This window comes from Flavonifractor sp. An82 (assembly GCF_002159265.1).
In the GTDB taxonomy this organism is placed as follows: Bacteria; Bacillota; Clostridia; order Oscillospirales; family Oscillospiraceae; genus Flavonifractor.
Map to the genome: position 1 here is coordinate 34,025 of NZ_NFHG01000005.1, position 18,776 is coordinate 52,800.

Below are 18,776 nucleotides of genomic sequence, written 5' to 3' on the forward strand. Positions count from 1 at the left end.
AGCACAAAAGGGGCCCTTGGGGCCCCTTTTGCCTGTCTGTACTTTACCGCTGCCCCTTGTCGTAGGGGATACCCTCAGCCTTGGGCGCTCTGGACTTCTTGGAGGTGAAGGCCAGCACGATCAGGGTGATGAGGTAGGGCAGCATCCGATAGAAATGGGGGCTGACGCCGATCTCCGCCAGCAGGAACACACCGTCGCCGTTGATGTCGATGCTGGTGTAGGAGGCAGCGATGCACTTGAACAGGCCGAACAGCAGAGCCGCGCCGGCAATGTTCAGGGGCTTCCAGTTGCCGAAGATCATAACCGCCAGGGCCAGGAAGCCGAAGCCGGCCACCTCGCCGGTAGAGGCACAGTTGGCGGTGGTGAGAGCGTACACAAAGCCGCCCATGCCCGCCAGGGCGCCGGAGATAGTGGTGCCGGCGTAGCGCATCTTGTACACATTGATGCCCAGGGAGTCGGCCGCCTGGGGATTCTCGCCGCAGGAGCGCAGCCGCAGGCCAAAGCGGGTCTTGTAGAGCAGGATGGACAGCACCACAAACAGGATGATGCAGATATAGGTGGCCAGATAGGTCTTGTCAATGAAGGTAGAGCCAAAGAAGCCCATCTGGTCGCTGCGGCCATAGCCGAAGAAACTCTTCTTGATCATGAAGTAGCTGGCTGCGTCGCCCTCCGCCATCTGCAGGGTATTCTGGTTGGCCACGATGCGGATGAAGAAGAGCACCAGCGCGGGGGCCAGCAGGTTCAGCGCGGTACCGCCGATGGTCTGGTCCGCCTTCAGATTCACCGAGGCGAAGGAGAGCAGCAGGGAGAAGATGGCACCCAGAACGGCAGCCACTACCATGGCCAGGATCATAAAGCCCTGGAGGGCCACCCAGTCGCCGGCGGCCTTGGCGTCCACAAAGAAGCCCGCCTGCTGGCTCAGCCGTACAAAGAGCACGCCCGCAAAGGCGCCGAAGATCATAATACCTTCCAAAGCCAGGTTGATGATACCGCTGCGCTCGGCAAACACGCCGGCCAGTGCCACGATCATCAGCGGGACAGCATAGATCAGAGTCTGTTGGATCAGGAACGTCATGCCTCACCGCCTCCTTCCGCTGTACCGCCCTCTGTGGGCGGAGAGGTTGGCGGTTCCACCGCCCTGGCTTTCCGCTCCTCCGCACTCTCCCGGCGTCTCTTGCGGCCGCTGATCAGCATGCGGATCACCAGGGAGAAGGCGCTGAGGTAGACGATGAGGGCAATGATAACGTCAGTGATATACTCGTTGTAGGCCGTCAGGTTGGTCATCTGCAGGCCCACGATGTCCAGCATAGACATAAAACAGCCGGCGAAGATCACGCCGATGGGATGGCTGGCCGCCAAAAGGGCCACGGGAATGCCGTTGAAGCCGGTGGCCGGCAGGGTCTGGTAGGCCGAGGTCCAGTAGAACTCGGTGTTGCCGGACAGATAGTAGAGAGCGGCAGCCGCACCGGACAGAGCGCCGGCAATGGCCATGGACAGCACGATGTTGCGCTTGTCGGCAATACCCGCATAGCGGGCAGCATGGCGGCTGGCGCCGCAGGCCTTGAGCTGATAGCCCAGGGTGGTCTTGGTCATCAGGATATATACCAGGATGGCAATGATAATGGCCACCACGATACCGCCGTTGACCTGGGAGCCGGGGAAGAGCTTGTCCAGCCCCAGTTTGGCAGTCTGCACGCCGTTGAAAGAGGTCTTGTAGATATAGGCAGTCTTGGTGTTCTCCACATGGTTCTGCAGATTCTCAAACAGGCTTCCCTTATCAAACAGCCAGGTCACCAGGTTGGCGGCGATCCAGTTGGTCATGATACAGGCCAGCACCTCGTTGATGTTGAGGAAGGCCTTCACCAGACCGGGGATACAGCCCCAGATGGCGCCGGCCAGGCAGCCGCCCACGAAAGCGATGACCCACACCAGGGGAGCAGGCACCACACTGGTGGGAATGGAGAGCGCCAGGATCAGAGTGGCGGCAGTACCCATCAGGTACTGGCCGGGGGCACCGATGTTGAACAGGCCGGTCTTGAAGGCCACTGCCACCGACAGACCGGTGAGGATCAGGGGAGTGGCCCGGAAGAGCATATTGCCCATGTTGGTGGAGTTAAAGCCGAAGGTCAGGGCTCCCGCCGCGTTGCGGCCGGTACTGAACAGGCCGCCGAACACCAGCTGAATGCCCTCCAGGGCGCCCTTCAGGCCCAGGTTGGAGTTGAAGATACCCACGATGAGGATGATGACCGCGCCTACCGCCATACCGATCAGGATGGCGATCAGAGAGGCCAGCACCGACTTGGTACCTTCCTTCTGCCACAAGGTGGAACCTTTCTCTTTCACGCGCCCTCTCCCTCCTTCTGCGACCGCTTGGCGCCGGCCATATACAGGCCCAGCTCCTGGACCGTGGTGGTTTTGGGATCCAGCTCGCCCACGATCTCGCCTTCGTACATCACCAGGATGCGGTCGGACAGGCTCATGACCTCATCCAGCTCCAGGGAGACCAGCAGCACGGCCCGGCCCTTGTCCCGCTCGGCCACCAGCTGCTTGTGGATATACTCGATTGCACCCACGTCCAGGCCGCGGGTGGGCTGTACCGCCACCAGCAGGGGCTTGTCCCGGTCCACTTCCCGGGCAATGATGGCCTTCTGCTGGTTGCCGCCGGACATGGAGCGGGCGATGGTCACCGGGCCCTGGCCGGAGCGGACGTCATACTGCTGGATCAGGGATTCCGCGTATTCCCGTACGGCCCCCTTCTTGATAAAGCCGCCCTGCTGGAACCGGGGCTCCCGGAAGCGCTGAAGCACCATGTTCTGCTCCAGGGTAAAGTCCAGCACCAAGCCGTGCTTGTGCCGGTCCTCGGGGATGTGGCTCATGTTATTGCCTCTGTGATGGATGGAGGCATGGGAAATGTCCTCGCCGCACAGGGTCACCTTGCCGCCGCTGCACTTCTCCAGGCCGGTAAGGCCGTAGACCAGCTCGGTCTGGCCGTTGCCGTCGATGCCGGCGATGCAGACAATCTCCCCCTTGCGTACCTGGAAGCTGACGCCGTCCACCGCGTTTCGCTTATGGTTGTGGGAAGGCACGGTGAGTCCCTCTACGGAGAGCACCACCTCTCCCGGCTTGGCCGGCTCTTTCTCCACCTGCAGCTGCACAGGGCGGCCCACCATCATGTTGGACAGGGACTGCTTATCCGTATCGCAGGTATTGACGGTACCCACATATTTGCCCTTGCGGAGTACCGTGACCCGATCGGCCACCTCCATGATCTCGTTAAGCTTGTGGGAGATAAAGAGAATGCTCTTTCCCTCCTTAGCAAACTCCTTCATGGTGGCCATTAGCTCTTCGATCTCCTGAGGCGTCAGCACCGCGGTGGGCTCGTCGAAGATCAGGATCTCGTTGTCCCGGTAGAGCATCTTCAAAATCTCCACACGCTGCTGCATGCCGACGGTGATATCCTCCACCTTGGCATCCAGATCCACGCTCAGGCCGTACTTTTTGGAGATCTCCTCCACCTTCTTGCGGGCCTCCTTCTTCTGCAGAAAGCCCAGCTTGGTGGTTTCAGCACCCAAAATGATATTATCCAGCACGGTAAATACGTCCACCAGCTTGAAGTGCTGATGCACCATGCCGATGCCCAGTGCGGTGGCGTCATTGGGATTGTTGATCTTTACCCGCTGGCCATTTTTCCGGATCTCCCCTGCCTCGGGCTGGTACAGGCCGAACAGCACGCTCATCAGGGTAGACTTTCCCGCTCCGTTTTCGCCCAGAAGCGCGTGGATCTCCCCTTTCCGAAGCTGAAGGGTGATATCATCGTTGGCAATGATACCGGGAAATTCCTTGGTGATATGGAGCATCTCAATGATGTTCTCAGCTTCCATAGTCCTCACCCCGCCCCCCTTATCAAGAATATGTCTTATTATATAATAATGCCTAAAAAAACTCAAGAAATTTATCCTATCTTACAAATAGGAAAGGAGCGCGGGCACTTGCGCGCCCGCGCTCCTTTTGGGTACAGATACGGGTTTGGATCAGATCACGGTCAGAGTGAGGTTGCTCCACTCGGTGGTCTCCAGCTTGGAGTAGTCAGCGTCCACCACCAGGGTGCCGTCCAGCATCTGCTGATACAGGCCCTCATACTCCTCCACGGTGAAGGTCTCAAAGCGCCAGGAGCTGTCAGCGGTGGGCAGAGCCACGGCGTTCTCCTTCACGCCCAGAGAGGTGGCGGTGCCGCCGATGGTGTCGAAGGTGCCGTCATAGACGTGACCCACGGCCCACTGCACGGCGTCGGACAGGCCCTTCATGGCGGAGGTAACCACGCTGTCGGACTCGCCGGCCTGGTCAACGTCCACGCCGATGACATAGCCGTCATTGGCGGAGGCGGCGGCGGCGATGGACTGGAACATGGAGCCGCCGCAGGCAAAGACGATCTCAGTACCGTTGGCGTACCAGCCGCTGATCATGGTCTGCAGCTCGGTGGATCCGGAGAAGGTGGCGCCGTACTGCCAGGAGTAGTTCATCTCAACGTTGGTGCCCAGCTCGGCAGCAGCAGCGTTGGCGCCCTGGACATAGCCGTAGCCGAAGCGGCAGCAGGCGGGGTTGGTGCCGCCGCCGCCACCGGAGAAGCCCAGCTTGGTGAAGCCGTCCTTCACAGCGGCGTAGCCGGCCAGGTAACCGGCCTGCTCCTCGTTGAAGGCGATACCGGCCACGTTGGTCAGGATGGCGCTGTCAGGATTCTCGGGGTCCTCGGTCAGAGGATAGCCGTCGATGAACACGAAGGGCACATCGGAGAACTCCATGGCGGCCTTGCGCAGAGCGGCCTCCTGCAGGTAACCGGCGCACACGACCACCTCAGCGCCGCCCTCAACGGCAGCCTTCATGGCGTCGTAGCGGTCATCGTCGGTAGCCTCGCTGCCGTTGGCAGGCTGATAGTACTTGTAGGACTTGCCGTTGGCGTTGGCATACAGCTTCACGCCGTCGAAGGTGCCCTGGTTGAAGGACTTATCCTTCAGCTGGCCCACGTCAGTAACAAAGGCCACCTGATACTTGCCGTCCTCGGAGGTCATGGTGTCGGGGATGGAGTCGGGATCCACAGCGTTGTTCTCCTCGCCGCCGGGATTGCTCTCCACGGTGCCGGGGGTTTCGCTGTTGCCGCTGGGGGACTCAGAACCGCCCTGAGTACCGCCGCCGCAGGCGGCCAGCCCAAAGATCATGGCAAGAGAGAGCAGCAGCGCAAGGAGCTTCTTGGACTTCTTCAATGTAATCTACCTTCCTTTCATACAAATCGCCCAGGTCGGCGTGCAACGATGTCGTTTCTCCTCCCTGAGCTTGTTCCTATTATACCCTTTTCCATTCAAAAGGGCAACCTGCATTTTACACAAAGCATTCATTTTTTACAAAACAGCCGATCATTTTCCTTCCCTTTCCAGCAAAAACAGCAAAAGGGCGGCTCTTTCGCCGCCCTTTTGCCAGTGCTGTCACTGGATGGAAACCACCTCGTACCCCGCTTCCGTAACAGCGTTCTTCAATACGTCATCCGCCACATCGCAGGCCAGGGTAACAGTGGCCGTCTTGGCCGCCAGGTCCACCACGGCGGTGACGCCGTCAATGGCGTTGAGGGCCTTCTCCACATGGGCCTGACAGTGGGCGCACATCATTCCGTTGATGGTCATAGTCTTAGTCATCGTACTCGTTCCTTTCTGTGTTTCAATTTGAGCTTCCGTCTTCTCCTCGTGGGAGGGGCGGAAGAACTTCAGACGCAGGGCGTTGGACACCACGCACACCGAGCTGAGGCTCATGGCAGCGGCACCGAACATGGGAGAGAGCTGCCAGCCGGTGATGGGGAACCACACGCCGGCGGCCAGCGGGATACCGATGATGTTATAGATGAAGGCCCAGAACAGGTTCTCCTTAATGTTGCGGATCACCTTCTTGGACAGCCGCACCGCGGTAACCGCGTCCAGCAGGTCGCTCTTCATGAGCACCACGTCGGCCGACTCCATAGCCACATCAGTGCCCGCCCCGATGGCCATGCCCACATCGGCTCGGGCCAGGGCAGGGGCATCGTTGATGCCATCGCCGATCATGGCCACCCGTTTTCCGTCAGCCTGCAGCTGAGCCACCACCCGCTCCTTGTCCTGGGGCAGCACCTCGGCAATAACCTGAGTCACCCCCAGAGCCCTGCCCACCGCCTGGGCAGTGCGCTGGTTGTCGCCGGTCAGCATCACCACGTCGATCCCCAGGGCCTGGAACTGACGGACGGCCTCGGCGCTGGTGGGCTTGGGGGTATCGGCCACCGCCACCACACCCAGCATCTTCCCATCCTCGGCAAAGTACAGCGGGGTCTTGCCGTCCCGGGCCAGGGCCTCCCCCTTGTCCCCCAGACTGCCCAGAGAGATGCCCGCCTCCTCCAGCATGGCCCGGTTGCCCGCCAGCACGGAAGCTCCGTGGAGGGTGCCGCGGACGCCCCGGCCGGAAACCGCTTCAAAGTCCCCGATGGGGGCCAGCGGAATATTCCGCTCCTCCGCCTCGTTCAAAATGGCCTCTGCCAGCGGGTGCTCCGAGGGCTTTTCCAGGGAGGCGGCTACGCACAGAAGCTCCTCTTCGGTCACACCCTCCGCCGGGAGGCAGTGGGTGACCGACGGCTTGCCCTGGGTCAGGGTGCCCGTCTTGTCCATCACCACGGTCCGGATGGAGTGGAGGGTCTCCAGAGCCTCAGCGGACTTGATAAGGATTCCGTTTTCCGCGCCCTTACCGGTACCCACCATGATGGCCACCGGGGTGGCAAGACCCAGGGCGCAGGGACAGGAGATGACCAGCACCGCCACCCCGGCGGTGAGGGCCCGGGTCACGTCGCCGCCGGTGACGATGAGCCACACGACAGCGGTCACCAGGGCAATGGCGATCACCGCGGGCACGAATACCCCCGCCACCTTGTCGGCCAGCTTGGCAATGGGGGCCTTGGAGGCGGAGGCCTCCTCCACCAGCCGGATCATCTGGGCCAGGGTGGTGTCCTCCCCCACCCGGGTGGCCCGGAAGGTAAAGAAGCCGTTCTTGTTGATGGAGGCGGCGGCCACCTTGTCACCGGGGAACTTCTCCACCGGCAGGGACTCGCCGGTGAGGGCGGACTCATCCACAGAGGAGCTCCCATCCGTCACCACGCCATCCACGGGAATACGGCCGCCGGGACGCACCACGATCAGGTCGCCCACGGCTACCTCCTCTACCGGGATCTCCACCTCTATCCCGTCCCGCAGGACGGCGGCAGTCTTGGGGGCCAGGTCCATCAGCCGGGTGATGGCCTGACTGGTCTTGCCTTTGGAGCGGGTCTCCAGCCACTTGCCCAGGGTGATGAGGGTGAGGATCATACCGGCGGACTCAAAATACAGGTCCATGGACCACTGGTCCACCCGGGCCTGATCCCCGTGGCCCAGGCCCCAGGCGATCTGGAACAGGGCCGCGATGCCGTATACCACCGCGGCGGCGGAGCCCAGAGCAATGAGGGAATCCATGTTGGGCGAACGGTGCCACAGTGTCTTAAAGCCCACCCGGTAGTACTTATCATTGATATACATAATGGGCAGGGTGAGCAAAAACTGGAGGAAGGCCACCACAAACACATTGCCCGGATCATGGAAGAAAGCGGGCAGAGGCCAGCCCATCATGTGGCCCATGGCGATATAAAACAGAGGCACCAGGAAAATCAGGGAGGTCAAAAACCGCCGTTTCATACCGGCGGCTTCCTCCTCCATCACGTTGACCTGCCGGGGCTGGGCCGCCGCCTGCTTCCTGCTCTCAGGCAGGGCGGCGCCGTAACCCGCCTCCTCCACCGCGTGGATGATCTGCCCGGCGTCGGTGGTCTCCTCATTGTACTCCACCACCATGGAATTGCCCAGCAGGTTCACGTTGACCTGGTCCACACCGGCCACCTTGCACACGGCTTTTTCCACATGAGCCGAACAAGCCGCGCAGGTCATGCCGGTCACATCAAATTTTTGTTTCATGGTCTCACCATAACATCTTTCTACTTTAGAATCTTACCCAGCGTGCCGATGAACTCGTCCACTTTCTGGCTGCGCTCCTCCGGCGTATCCGCCTCCTGGACGCAGTGCTTCAGGTGGGCCGCCAGAATCTCCTTGTTGGTCCGGTTCAAAATGGCCTCAGTGGCCATCAGCTGCTGAGAGATATCGATGCAGTAACGGTCCTCTTCCACCATTTTAATAATTCCATCAATCTGTCCTCGGGCGGTACGCAGCAGCCGAAGGACGGTTTTCTGGTCTGCCATCATGTCAAACACCCCCCTGGGGTGTAGTATACTACCATGAGTTAGTCATGTCAATCTGCTCTCAAAAAATTCTCCGGAAAAAATGTAGGAAAAAAGGGTTGACATATTAGAATATTTGAATATAATAATATATAGATCAAGACAGTGAGGTGATCCCATGGAAGGGTTGGAATCCATCTATATGGAGAAAGCGGAACTGCTGAAGGCCCTGTCCCACCCCATCCGCCTGCAGATCGTCCGGGGACTGCTCCACTGCGGCTGTCGCAACGTGGGCTGCATGGAGGCAAACATCGGCCAGTCCCAGTCCTGCATCTCCCAGCACCTGATGCGCCTGAAGGCAGCCGGCGTGGTCAAAGCGGCCCGCTCCGGCAATGAGGTCTATTATGAAGTCTCCGATCCCCGGGCGGCTGCCGTCATCGCCGCTCTGTTCGGAGAGTGTGAGGAGGAATACCATTGTACGACATCGCAGTGATCGGCGGCGGCCCCGCTGGGCTGTCCGCCGCCGTCCAGGCCCGGGTGCGGAACAAGTCTGTGCTGGTGATCAGCGGCGACGGCCGGGACAATCCCCTCTATAAAACACCCCGCATCGAAAATTATCTGGGCTTCCCCCAGGCCAGCGGCAAGGAGCTGCTGGACCGGTTCCGGGCCCACGCCGACCAGATGGGAGCCGTCCGAAAAGAGGGGCGAGTACTGAATATCATGCCCATGGGCGACACATTCTATCTCAGCATCGGCTCCGAGATGGAGCAGGCCAAGGCCATTATATTGGCTACCGGTGTGGTGTGGGCCAACAAGTATCCCGGTGAGGCTGAATATCTTGGTCGGGGCGTCAGCTACTGCGCCACCTGCGACGGTATGCTCTATCGGGGCAAGGAGGTGGCGGTGGTTGGCAAGGCTGCCGACTCTCCCCAGGAAGCCAACTACCTCCAGGAGCTGGGGTGCAAGGTTACCTATATCAGCGACAAAGCCCCGGAACGGCTGCGGCCCGACATTCCCTTTGTGAAGGCCGCCAAGGTGGAGATCACCGGCAGCGGCAAGGTGGAGGCCCTGCGGGCCGGCAGCACCACCATCCCCTGCGAGGGGGTATTCATCCTCCGTCCCTCGGTGGCCCCTGCAGATCTGCTCCCCGGTCTGGCTCTGGAGGGCGGATATATCCAGGTGGACCGAAACATGTCCACCAGCCTGCCCGGGGTCTTTGCCGCCGGTGACTGCACCGGCCTCCCCCTCCAGGTATCCAAAGCTGTAGGCGAAGGCCTGGTGGCCGGCCTGCGAGCTGCGGAATATGTGGACCATTTGTAAGTAATTCAACTGATTTTCATACAGAGAAAGGATGTTATCTATGTCTATCATTCATCTGACCAACGAGGCCTTTGACAAGGCGGTTTCCAACGGTATCTCCATGGTGGACTTCTGGGCCTCCTGGTGCGGCCCCTGCAAGATGCTGGCCCCTGTGATGGAGGATCTGGCGGGCAAGTACGAGGGCAAGGCCCTGGTGGGCAAGGTCAACGTGGACGATGAGCCCAATTTGGCCATGCGCTTCGGCGTCATGAGCATCCCCACCGTTATCTTCCTGAAGGACGGCAAGGAGTTCGACCGCAAGGTGGGTGTGATGCCTCCCCAGGCCTACACCGCCGTGCTGGACGCCAACCTGTAAGATTCAAGCAGAAGAAGGCCTGCCGCTGATGCGGCAGGCCTTCTTTGTCATTCTTCGCCTTTTTTCAGCAGATGGGAGGCCAGGGCGCAGATCACACCGGCAATGGGATAGACGATCCACCCCCAGCGCCAGCCCCAGCTGTCCCCGTATTCTCCCGATGCCGCCATGGAGCCAAAGCCCACCATCAGATAGATCACGGTAGCGGCAATCATGATGGCGCCGCAGATCCAGTTCTCCTTCTTTCGGAGGGCTGTCGCCTCTGGACTGGGATCGTGCTCCTTATTCCATCCTTCAATGTTATACTTGCTTCTGCGCAGCCCGGCCCATACCAGGACCGCCACGCCCACAGCCACAATGAACAGAAAGACCGCTATCAGTTTGGCCTCCGCCCGCTCCCCTATCAGCTCAGCAGTCTCTCCCAGCAGGATGAGCCATACCACCGCCAGGAAAAAGCCTGCGATGGGCAGAGCGATGAGGAATGGATACCGGTTGAGAAACCGCTCCCGCTGCTCTTTGGGGTAGAAATCCTGGAGTACCGGGTACTCCTTTTCAAATCGGTCATAGCGCATGCCGGCCACCACCAAAATGGCCACCGCCACCGCAATCCCCGAGATCAGCACCGCGCCCGCCCAGTTTTCCGGAAAACCCGCAAAGCCGTACAGGGCCAGCCCCCCACTCACAGACAGGATGATGAGCCCCACACCCAGGGCAACACAGTTGGAAAACCAGTTCATAAAGCGGTCATATCCGGCGGCGTCTGTCTGATAATGCTCCTGTACATCTCCCCGGATCAGGGTATCCAAATCCACACTGAAGATCTTGCACAGCACCAGCAGCTTTTCCATCTCCGGAAAGCTGGTGTCCGACTCCCACTTGCTCACCGACTGTCGGGATACCTGAAGAGCCTCGGCCAGCCCCTCCTGGGTCATGCCGGCCTTATCCCGCAGAAATTGTAAATTGGTCCCAAAACTCATGATCTTTGCCTCCTCTCAGGGTGGCTACAACATACCAAAACCCAAACGCAACTGAAACCAATTTGCAGTTGCGTTTGGGTTTTTTCACGTAAACTTCCGGTTGCACCGGCTTTTTTCACCGCAAAAAGTGCTCAATGGGACCGGCCGCTCAGCATGGCGTTCAGCTCCGCCTGGGTACAGTGATAATCCCCATCCCCACTGCGGCGATAGGCCCCCCGGCGGAGGTTTCCTCCAATATATACCGGCAGCTGGTCCCGCTCGGCCATGGGTACCGTGATGGCCACGATGTCCCCGCCGTCCACATGGAGGATCTGGATGTCCTCCTCCTTGAGGATGTTGAGGCTGACCACTGCCGGATCATCCAAGCCGGCGATGAGCTCCTCCACCATGCCCTGGGGGTCCAGCAGCCCCTGCACCCGCAGGCTGTGGTCAGGCAGCTCCTCCACACCCAGCAGGATCACCCCACCGTAGCTGTTGGCAAAGGCGGAGTAGGTCTCCCAGATGCTGTGGGGCAGGCCGCCGGTGGCCAGCTTGGCCTCCAGACGGTTGTTCTCCCGATAATGGCTGATCTGTGTGAAGTCGAACATAGGCCGGCCTCCCCTTCCGTAGTGCCTTCATTATACCGGGAAGGCCGTCGGTTGACAAGGAAAAAAGGGACCTGTCTCCCGACAGGTCCCTTGCAGGAATCACACTGTAACAGCCCCCAGAATTTCCCCGATGGGGCCGGCAATCACCAGGTCGGCCTCCTTGTCGTAGGGGGTGGGGCTCTTGTTGATGAGGGTCAGCTTATTCCCCCGGTAGTAGCGGATCAGCCCCGCCGCCGGGTACACCGCCAGAGAGGTACCGCCAATGATGAGCATATCCGCCCGGGAGATGGCCAGCACGGCGGCTTCGATGGTCTCCTGGTCCAGGGACTCCTCATAGAGCACCACATCGGGTTTGATCATACCGCCGCACACCGGACAGTGGGGCACCCCATCGCTCTTCATCATAAAGTCCAGGTCGTAGAACTGATGGCACTTCATGCAGTAGTTGCGGTGGACCGAGCCGTGGAGCTCGTACACGTTGACGCTGCCCGCCGCCTGATGGAGCCCGTCGATGTTCTGGGTCACCACCGCCTTCAGCTTACCCGCCCGCTCCAGCTCCGCCAGCTTCAAATGGGCGGCGTTGGGTTTGGCGTCGGGGAAGAGCATCTTGTTGTGGTAAAAGCGGTAAAATTCCTCCGGATTCTTCTGAAAGAAGGTGTGGCTCAGAATGGTCTCCGGCGGATAGGCGTACTGCTGATTGTACAGGCCGTCCACGCTGCGGAAGTCCGGGATGCCCGATTCCGTGCTGACACCGGCACCGCCGAAAAAGACAATGTTCTCGCTCTCACTGATCCAGTCCTGGAGCTGCTTGCGTTTTTCATCCATCATAACCCCTCCTTTACGGCGCCTTCCGGTGGCGGCAGTAGGTGTGGGGACAGCTGGAGCAGCCGCCGCAGCCACACCCCCGCTTGCCCTTCAGGCTCTGGTGGAACCGGTAGATCAGGTAGACCGCCGCCCAGATGATGAGGACGGCCACCCCGATGTAAATGAGAATTTTCAGCATAACATTACCTCAGGAACAGAGAGCCGATCTGGTACACCAGGAAGGAACCCAGCCAGGCAGCGCACAGCTGCCAGCCGATGGAAGCCAGGGTCCACTTGACGGAGTTCATCTCCTTGCGGATGGTGGATACCGCCGCCACGCAGGGTACGTAGAGCAGGACGAACACCAGGAAGGAGTAGGCGGCCAGGGGGCTCTGGAAGGTGCCGCCCAGGGCGGCGGCAATGGCAGCAACGCTGGCGGTCACCGAGAAGCCGTAGAACATGCTCATGGAGGACACCACCATCTCCTTGGCGATCAAGCCGGAGAGGAGGGCCACCGCCGCCTGCCAGGTGCCAAAGCCCAAAGGCACAAAGATGGGGGCCAGGAAGGAGCCGATGCTGCCCAGGATGGAATAGGCCTCGTCAGACACCATACCAAAGGTACCGCCCTCAAAGCCAAAGCTCTGGAGGAACCACAGCAGCACGCTCATGGCCAGGATCAGGGTACCGGCCTTCACCAGGAAGCCCTTCACCTTCTCCCACACATGGAGGGCGATGTTCTTCAGAGTGGGCAGGCGGTAGGGGGGCAGCTCCAGCACAAAGGCGGCGGGCTCCCCCTTGAACACCAGCTTTTTCAGCAGGATACCCGAGAGAATGGCGAAGATCAGGCCCAGCAGATAGAGGGAGAATACCACCAGCCCGCCGTATTTGGGGAAGAAGGCAGCGGTGAGCAGGCCGTACACCGGCAGCCGGGCGGAGCAGGACATGAAGGGCACCAGCATGATGGTCATGCGGCGGTCCTTCTCATTCTCCATGGTGCGGGCGCCCATGACGGCGGGCACCGTGCAGCCGAAGCCCATCAGCATGGGGATAAAGGCCTTGCCGGACAGGCCAAAGCGCCGCAGCAGCCGGTCCATGATAAAGGCGGCCCGGGCCATGTAGCCCGAGTCCTCCAGGAAGGACAGGAAGAGGAACAGAATGGCGATCTGGGGCAGGAAGGTAAGTACGCCGCCCACGCCGGCGATAACGCCATCCACCAGCAGGGCCTCCACCCAGGGCGCGGTGCCGGCGGCAGCCAGGCCCCCCCGCACCCAGTCGGCAAAATAGCCGCCGATGAGGGTATCCACCCCGTCGGCCAGCATCTGGCCGGGACCAAAGGTGAGGGCGAACATGGCCAGCATCATCAGCAGGAACACGGGGATGGCCAAAAACTTGTGGGTGACGATGGCGTCGATCCGGTCGGACAGGGTGGGGGTGCCCAGGGGCCGTCCCCGTTTGACACAGCCCTCCACCACCTTCTGAATGAACTGATACCGGGCGTCAGCAATGAGGGTCTCCCGGTCGCCCAGATCATAGGCGTTCTCATACTCCTGGCAGGTCCGCTCCAGGGCGGCCTTCTCCAGGCCGCTGAGCCCCAGGGCCTCCTCCACCAGCTGGTCCCCCTCAATGAGCTTGATGGAGGCCCAGTGGGCGGGGATGTGGGCGGCATAGGCCTTGTCGTGGATCAGCTCGCCCACCTTATGGTGGATCTGGTGGGTAAAGTCGTCGTACAGGTCGTCGGGCTCCACCGTGACCCCCACATGCATCTGATTGTGGGCCACCTCCAGCAGCTTCTGGATGTTCTTGCCCGACCGGGCGGTGATGGGAATCACCGGCACGCCCAGGGTCTTGGACAGCTGGTCCACATCGATGCTGTCCCCGTGCTTCTCCACCTCGTCCATGAAGTTCAGGGCGATGACCATGGGCCGCTCCAGCTCCAACAGCTGGGCGGTCAGATAGAGGTTGCGCTCGATGTTGGTGGCGTCAATGATATCGATGATGGCGTCGGGTCGCTCCCCCACAATGAAGTCCCGGGCCACGATCTCCTCCATGGAGTAGGGGGACATGGAGTAGATGCCGGGCAGGTCCACAATGGTGACGGACTTTCCGTCCACCTCCGCCCTGCCCTCCTTCTTCTCCACCGTCACGCCGGGCCAGTTGCCCACATACTGATTGGAGCCGGTGAGGGCGTTGAACAGGGTGGTCTTGCCGCAGTTGGGGTTGCCCACCAGGGCCAGCTTCATTTCCCGGGTATCATGGCTGGCGTAGTCGGGCACGCCGCCGTGCTCGGCGGCCTCATGGGCGTGGTCGGCACTCATCCGGCGCAGAGTCTCCTCATCAGGCAGATGCTGTACCATACCCATGCGCTGGCGGCGCACCTGAGCCCGCTCCTCCCCCTCCTCGCCGGTGGCAATGAGGATTTGAGCGGCGTCCGATTTCCGCAGGGAGAGCTCATAGCCCCGCAGGTTGAGCTCCACCGGGTCGCCAAAGGGAGCCACCTTACGCACCATCACCTGGGTGCCGGGGGTAAGGCCCATGTCCACCAGGCGGCGCTTTACCGGTCCCCGGTCGTTGCCCACCCGCAGGATGATGCCCTGTTCCCCAGGCTGGACCTCCTCCAGCGTCTTATGGTTTTGTGTCTCTTGTATCTTCATCTTATCTCATCCACTGCTTCCAAGTTAATCTATTCTAATCCGTGCTCATTATACTACGCTGCCAGCCAGTGACGCAAGTAACATCCCCCGCCATTTTCACCAAAATCCTACTGAATTTATGGTCATAAGCAAAAACTTCGCCCAAACACAAAAGGAGCGCCGCGGAAACTCCGCAGCGCTCCTTCTGAAACAGCCGGACTTAGTCCTCGTGGTCGTGGTCCTCGCAGCCGCAGCCACAGCCGCAGTCGTCCTCGTCCTCATCGCCGCAGCAGCAGTCGTCGGACAGGTCCAGGGCGAACTTCTGCTTGCAGTTGGGGCACTGGATCACGCCCTCATCCAGGACGGACTCGTCGATGACCAGGGTCTCGCCGCAGTTGGGGCACTCGGTCTCGAAGAAGTCGTCGTCACCGCAGCAGCAGTCGTCCTCATCCTCGTCGTCCTCGTCCTCAAAGACGGCCTTCTCCACGTCGGCCAGGTCGTCGGAGATGGCGTCGATCTCCTCGCCCAGAGCCACGGTGTTCTCCTCCAGGTCCTCAATGGACATGCCGATCTCCTCCAGGATGCCGATCATCACGGAGATGAGCTTGCCTTCCTTGGACTTCTCGGTGTCAATATTCAGGCCCTCAGCCAGGCCCTTCAGATACGCGACCTTCTCAGAAATCGTCATAACTGGTTCTCCTTTTCTCAGTCGTCGGCCACGAAGGGCCTGAAAATTGTCCGTTTAGGCTTTACAACGCTCCAGGTACTCGCCGGTACGGGTGTCGATCTTGATCTTGTCGCCGGGGTTGATGAACAGAGGCACCTTGATCTCAGCGCCGGTCTCCAGGGTGGCGGGCTTGGTCACGTTGGTGGCGGTGTCGCCCTTGAAGCCGGGATCGGTCTCGCTGACCTCCAGCTCCACAAAGGTGGGGGGCTCCACGGCAAAGATCTTGCCCTTGTAGGAGTTGATCTTGCAGACCATGTTCTCCTTCACGAAGCGGAAGTTGTCACCCAGCAGCTCGGAGCCGATGGGCACCAGATCGTAGGTCTCGGGGTCCATGAAGTAGTACAGATCGCCGTCATTGTAGCTGTACTCCATGTCCTTGCGCTCCACATAGGCCTGCTCAAACTTGGCAGTGGGGTTGAAAGAGGTCTCAGTCACGCCGCCGGTGATGACGTTCTTCATCTTGGTACGGACGAACGCGGCACCCTTGCCGGGCTTGACGTGCTGGAACTCGACGACCTGCATAACCTGGCCGTCCATCTCAAAGGTCACACCATTGCGGAAATCACTGGCAGAAATCGTAGGCATTGAACTTCATCCTCCAAAAGGTATTTCTATAATTCAGCTAAGTCATTTTACCCTATTATTTCCCTCATTGCAAGGCTTTTTACAGAATAATCAGTTCTTTGGGCGATTTGGTCAGGTTCACATTGCCCTCCTCGGTGTAGATGAGCACGTCCTCGATCCGCACGCCGAACTTGCCGGGCAGATAGATGCCGGGCTCGGCGGAAACGGCGGCGCCCACGGGCATGGGGGTCTCGTCCCGGCCGTTGGCGTTGGGGCACTCGTGGATCTCGATGCCAACGCTGTGGCCGAAGCCGTGTCCAAAGTATGCCCCGTAACCGGCCTCCTCAATCACCTGGGCAGCGGCGGTGTGGATCTCCTTGCCGGGCACGCCCGCCTTGGCCTTGGCAATGCCGGCCAGCTGAGCCTTCAGCACGGTGTCATACACCTTGCGCATCTCCTCGGTGGGCTCGCCCAGGGCGATGGTACGGGTCATGTCGGAGCAGTAACCGCCGTACTTGCAGCCAAAGTCCATGGTGAGGAACTCACCTTTCTGGACCTTCTTCTCACTGGGGATGCCGTGGGGCAGGGAACCGTTGGGGCCGGACACCACGATGGGATCAAAGCTCATCTTGTCGGCACCGCGGAGCAGCATTTCATACTGGAGACGGGCGGCGATCTCCTGCTCGGTCATGCCGGGCTGAATGAACTTCAGGATGGCGTCGAAGGCCTGGTCGGTGATCTCCTGGGCCTTCTTCATCAGGGCGATCTCTTCCTCGTCCTTGGCAGCACGCAGGTCGTTCACCAGGCTCTGGGCGGGCACCAGCTCACAAGGCAGCTTGGCATACTGATTGTAGGAGGCCACGGTCACATAACCTTCCTCAAAGCCCAGCTTCTGGATGCCCAGCTCCTGGACCGCCTGCTCGGCCAGCACCATGAAGTTCTTGTTTCTGTCGGTCATGGTGATATTGGCGCCGGTGACCAGATTGCCGGCAGCCTCGATGTACCGGGAGTCGGTGAAATAGCGGCTCTCGCTGCGGGTCACGATGACCATGCCCTCGCCGTGGAAACCGATGGCATAGAACTCGCCAGGCTCACTGGTGATGAGCATGGCATCCAGCTTGTACTGGTCCAGCTTGGCCGCGATCTGATTCAGATGATTCATGATAAAGACTTCCTTTCTATCTCGCGCCGCAGCACCCTACAGGGCGCTTTGGTACAGTTTTTTCATAGTCAACGCGTCCTCCGCCTGGGTACCGGCGGACTCACAGATAAAGGTGGGGCTCCAGCCCCGGCGGGCCACCTCCGCCATCAGGGGCTCCGGGTCGGGCCCGAAGTCCTCTTGGTCAAAGGTCAGGTGCATTTTCTCTCCCCCGTTGGGGGTGAACTGAATTTTGGAGAAATGGCTGTGGAAACGGCTGGCCCGCTCCTCTCCCAGCACCTCTTTGATACGGTCCAGCATCTTCACGCAGGCCTCGCGGCCCTCCAGCTCTCCCAGGGAGCGGGCGTACAGGTGGCCGAAGTCCACGCAGGGGGTGAGCCGCCCGTCCAGGGTACACAGCTCCAGCACCTCGTCCAGATCCCCCAGCTGGTTGATCTTGCCCATGGTCTCTGGACAGAGCGTAATGTGGCCGAAGCCGGCGTCGTCACAGGCGGCCACCACCGCCTTCAGGGAGTTCAGGGCGATGTCCTGTGCCTCCCTCCGGGTGCGCTTCATCAGGGCACCCGAGTGGATCACCACCCGAGTGGCCCCCATCCAGTCGGCCGCCCGGCAGGCGGCGGTGATATAGCCGATGGTCTTCTGCAGGTTCTCAGGGTCGGGATTGGCCAGGTTGATAAAGTAGGGGGCGTGGAGGGACAGAGAAATGCCCGCTTCCTTTGCCGCCGCCCCCACCTTGCGGGCAGTCTCCTCCCCCACGTTGACGCCCTTGCCGCACTGGTACTCGTAGCAGTCCAGGCCAAGCCCAGCCAGCCACCGGGGGGCGTCCACCGAGGATTTATAGGGAAAGGACTCTGCGTTGCCCGCAGGGCCGAAGATTGCGCTCATAACGGTTTTGCTCTCCTTTTTGTCAGGGCGCGGAAGGGCCACTCGGCGGCGTACCGCAGGTAGCGCCCCGGATTGCCCGCCAGCCGGATGGGCTCCACCAGCAATGTGGTCACCCCGGCCCGGCTGCCGCCCAGAATATCGGTAAAGATCTGATCCCCCACAATGGCAGTCTGCTCCGGCGTGCAGCCCATCTGTTCCATGGCCTTGTAAAAGGAGCCCGGCTTGGGCTTGCCGGCGTGGCCGATATAGGGCACGCCCAGTGCTTTGGAAAACCGCTCCGGCCGCTGGGGGTGCCGGTTGTTGGACAGCACGAACAGGGTGACCCCCTGGGCCTGCAGGGCCGCCGTCCACTCCCGCACCGGCTGGGTGGGCTCCGGCACACCGTAGGGCACCAGGGTATTGTCCAGATCGGCCAGCAGCAGGCGGATGCCCCGCCTTGCCAAAGCGGCGGGATCGATGTCGTAAATGGTCTTTCCTGACCAGTGGGCCGTCAGCATGGCTTCACCTC

The 18,776-nt window shown here is 60.6% G+C and carries 19 protein-coding genes; 3 read left to right on the forward strand and 16 right to left on the reverse strand.

Annotated elements, in window-relative coordinates; all coding sequences use genetic code 11:
• Positions 1–43 precede the first annotated feature (43 nt).
• The 6 genes from B5G34_RS07335 to B5G34_RS07360 all read right to left on the reverse strand — a co-directional run bounded on the left by B5G34_RS07335 (position 44) and on the right by B5G34_RS07360 (position 8,287).
• Positions 44–1,075 carry an ABC transporter permease gene (locus B5G34_RS07335; protein WP_087335671.1) on the reverse strand — a complete coding sequence of 344 codons (1,032 nt, stop codon included), beginning with the start codon at positions 1,073–1,075 and terminating at the stop codon, positions 44–46.
• The gene (locus tag B5G34_RS07340) at positions 1,072–2,343 is read right to left on the reverse strand and encodes an ABC transporter permease (protein ID WP_087335673.1); all 1,272 of its coding nucleotides are present in this window, start codon (positions 2,341–2,343) and stop codon (positions 1,072–1,074) included. The genes B5G34_RS07335 and B5G34_RS07340 overlap by 4 nt, the downstream gene beginning before the upstream one ends.
• Positions 2,340–3,881, reverse strand: coding sequence for an ABC transporter ATP-binding protein (locus B5G34_RS07345; protein WP_087335674.1), 1,542 nt, complete (start codon positions 3,879–3,881; stop codon positions 2,340–2,342). The genes B5G34_RS07340 and B5G34_RS07345 overlap by 4 nt, the downstream gene beginning before the upstream one ends.
• A gap of 150 nt (positions 3,882–4,031) precedes the next feature.
• Positions 4,032–5,258, reverse strand: a complete 1,227-nt coding sequence (locus B5G34_RS07350; RefSeq protein ID WP_087335676.1) for a BMP family ABC transporter substrate-binding protein — start codon at positions 5,256–5,258, stop codon at positions 4,032–4,034.
• 219 nt (positions 5,259–5,477) lie between these two features.
• Positions 5,478–8,003, reverse strand: a complete 2,526-nt coding sequence (locus B5G34_RS07355) for a heavy metal translocating P-type ATPase (protein WP_087335677.1) — start codon at positions 8,001–8,003, stop codon at positions 5,478–5,480.
• Between the two features lie 20 nt (positions 8,004–8,023).
• On the reverse strand, positions 8,024–8,287 hold the full coding sequence (locus B5G34_RS07360; RefSeq protein WP_087335679.1) for a metal-sensing transcriptional repressor: 264 nt from the start codon (positions 8,285–8,287) through the stop codon (positions 8,024–8,026).
• Positions 8,288–8,441: 154 nt separating this feature from the next.
• Between B5G34_RS07360 and B5G34_RS07365 the strand changes: the two genes are divergently transcribed.
• Genes B5G34_RS07365 through trxA form a run of 3 tightly spaced genes read left to right on the forward strand, consistent with a single transcriptional unit; the run spans position 8,442 to position 9,938 of the window.
• Entirely contained in the window at positions 8,442–8,756 is a 315-nt protein-coding gene (locus tag B5G34_RS07365; RefSeq protein ID WP_087335681.1) for a metalloregulator ArsR/SmtB family transcription factor, read from the forward strand.
• Positions 8,738–9,583, forward strand: a complete 846-nt coding sequence (locus B5G34_RS07370; RefSeq protein ID WP_087335682.1) for an NAD(P)/FAD-dependent oxidoreductase — start codon at positions 8,738–8,740, stop codon at positions 9,581–9,583. Before B5G34_RS07365 ends, B5G34_RS07370 begins: the two co-directional genes overlap by 19 nt.
• Before the next feature lie 40 nt (positions 9,584–9,623).
• Positions 9,624–9,938, forward strand: coding sequence for a thioredoxin (gene trxA / locus B5G34_RS07375; protein WP_087328434.1), 315 nt, complete (start codon positions 9,624–9,626; stop codon positions 9,936–9,938).
• Positions 9,939–9,985: 47 nt separating this feature from the next.
• Here the strand turns inward: trxA and B5G34_RS07380 are convergent, their stop codons facing one another.
• The 10 genes from B5G34_RS07380 to B5G34_RS07425 all read right to left on the reverse strand — a co-directional run bounded on the left by B5G34_RS07380 (position 9,986) and on the right by B5G34_RS07425 (position 18,765).
• Entirely contained in the window at positions 9,986–10,912 is a 927-nt protein-coding gene (locus B5G34_RS07380; protein ID WP_087335684.1) for a helix-turn-helix transcriptional regulator, read from the reverse strand.
• A gap of 131 nt (positions 10,913–11,043) precedes the next feature.
• Positions 11,044–11,499: an ATP-binding protein gene (locus tag B5G34_RS07385; protein ID WP_087335685.1), complete on the reverse strand. Its 456-nt coding sequence runs from the start codon at positions 11,497–11,499 to the stop codon at positions 11,044–11,046.
• Between the two features lie 99 nt (positions 11,500–11,598).
• Positions 11,599–12,324: an NAD-dependent protein deacylase gene (locus tag B5G34_RS07390; RefSeq protein ID WP_087335687.1), complete on the reverse strand. Its 726-nt coding sequence runs from the start codon at positions 12,322–12,324 to the stop codon at positions 11,599–11,601.
• 13 nt (positions 12,325–12,337) lie between these two features.
• Positions 12,338–12,502 (reverse strand): FeoB-associated Cys-rich membrane protein, encoded by a 165-nt coding sequence (locus B5G34_RS07395; RefSeq protein WP_087335689.1) that lies wholly within the window; start codon positions 12,500–12,502, stop codon positions 12,338–12,340.
• 4 nt (positions 12,503–12,506) lie between these two features.
• A complete protein-coding gene (feoB, locus tag B5G34_RS07400) occupies positions 12,507–14,954 on the reverse strand; it encodes a ferrous iron transport protein B (RefSeq protein ID WP_087335692.1) in 2,448 nt (815 codons plus the stop codon).
• A gap of 199 nt (positions 14,955–15,153) precedes the next feature.
• Positions 15,154–15,621: a CD1247 N-terminal domain-containing protein gene (locus tag B5G34_RS07405; protein ID WP_087335695.1), complete on the reverse strand. Its 468-nt coding sequence runs from the start codon at positions 15,619–15,621 to the stop codon at positions 15,154–15,156.
• A 54-nt stretch (positions 15,622–15,675) separates the two neighbouring features.
• Complete coding sequence (efp, locus tag B5G34_RS07410) at positions 15,676–16,245, reverse strand: elongation factor P (protein WP_087335698.1); 570 nt, start codon at positions 16,243–16,245, stop codon at positions 15,676–15,678.
• 79 nt (positions 16,246–16,324) lie between these two features.
• Positions 16,325–17,386: a Xaa-Pro peptidase family protein gene (locus B5G34_RS07415; protein WP_087335700.1), complete on the reverse strand. Its 1,062-nt coding sequence runs from the start codon at positions 17,384–17,386 to the stop codon at positions 16,325–16,327.
• Between the two features lie 36 nt (positions 17,387–17,422).
• Entirely contained in the window at positions 17,423–18,268 is an 846-nt protein-coding gene (locus B5G34_RS07420) for a TIM barrel protein (RefSeq protein ID WP_087335702.1), read from the reverse strand.
• Complete coding sequence (locus tag B5G34_RS07425; RefSeq protein WP_087335704.1) at positions 18,265–18,765, reverse strand: YqeG family HAD IIIA-type phosphatase; 501 nt, start codon at positions 18,763–18,765, stop codon at positions 18,265–18,267. The genes B5G34_RS07420 and B5G34_RS07425 overlap by 4 nt, the downstream gene beginning before the upstream one ends.
• Positions 18,766–18,776 lie beyond the last annotated feature (11 nt).

Coding starts and splice junctions, on each gene's coding strand:
- B5G34_RS07335 (WP_087335671.1), bottom strand. CDS start 1,075: ATGACGTTCCTGATCCAACAGACTCTGATCTATGCTGTCCCGCTGATG.
- B5G34_RS07345 (WP_087335674.1), bottom strand. CDS start 3,881: ATGGAAGCTGAGAACATCATTGAGATGCTCCATATCACCAAGGAATTT.
- B5G34_RS07355 (WP_087335677.1), bottom strand. CDS start 8,003: ATGAAACAAAAATTTGATGTGACCGGCATGACCTGCGCGGCTTGTTCG.
- B5G34_RS07360 (WP_087335679.1), bottom strand. CDS start 8,287: ATGATGGCAGACCAGAAAACCGTCCTTCGGCTGCTGCGTACCGCCCGA.
- B5G34_RS07365 (WP_087335681.1), top strand. CDS start 8,442: ATGGAAGGGTTGGAATCCATCTATATGGAGAAAGCGGAACTGCTGAAG.
- trxA (WP_087328434.1), top strand. CDS start 9,624: ATGTCTATCATTCATCTGACCAACGAGGCCTTTGACAAGGCGGTTTCC.
- B5G34_RS07380 (WP_087335684.1), bottom strand. CDS start 10,912: ATGAGTTTTGGGACCAATTTACAATTTCTGCGGGATAAGGCCGGCATG.
- B5G34_RS07385 (WP_087335685.1), bottom strand. CDS start 11,499: ATGTTCGACTTCACACAGATCAGCCATTATCGGGAGAACAACCGTCTG.
- B5G34_RS07390 (WP_087335687.1), bottom strand. CDS start 12,324: ATGGATGAAAAACGCAAGCAGCTCCAGGACTGGATCAGTGAGAGCGAG.
- B5G34_RS07395 (WP_087335689.1), bottom strand. CDS start 12,502: ATGCTGAAAATTCTCATTTACATCGGGGTGGCCGTCCTCATCATCTGG.
- feoB (WP_087335692.1), bottom strand. CDS start 14,954: ATGAAGATACAAGAGACACAAAACCATAAGACGCTGGAGGAGGTCCAG.
- B5G34_RS07405 (WP_087335695.1), bottom strand. CDS start 15,621: ATGACGATTTCTGAGAAGGTCGCGTATCTGAAGGGCCTGGCTGAGGGC.
- efp (WP_087335698.1), bottom strand. CDS start 16,245: ATGCCTACGATTTCTGCCAGTGATTTCCGCAATGGTGTGACCTTTGAG.
- B5G34_RS07415 (WP_087335700.1), bottom strand. CDS start 17,386: ATGAATCATCTGAATCAGATCGCGGCCAAGCTGGACCAGTACAAGCTG.
- B5G34_RS07420 (WP_087335702.1), bottom strand. CDS start 18,268: ATGAGCGCAATCTTCGGCCCTGCGGGCAACGCAGAGTCCTTTCCCTAT.
- B5G34_RS07425 (WP_087335704.1), bottom strand. CDS start 18,765: ATGCTGACGGCCCACTGGTCAGGAAAGACCATTTACGACATCGATCCC.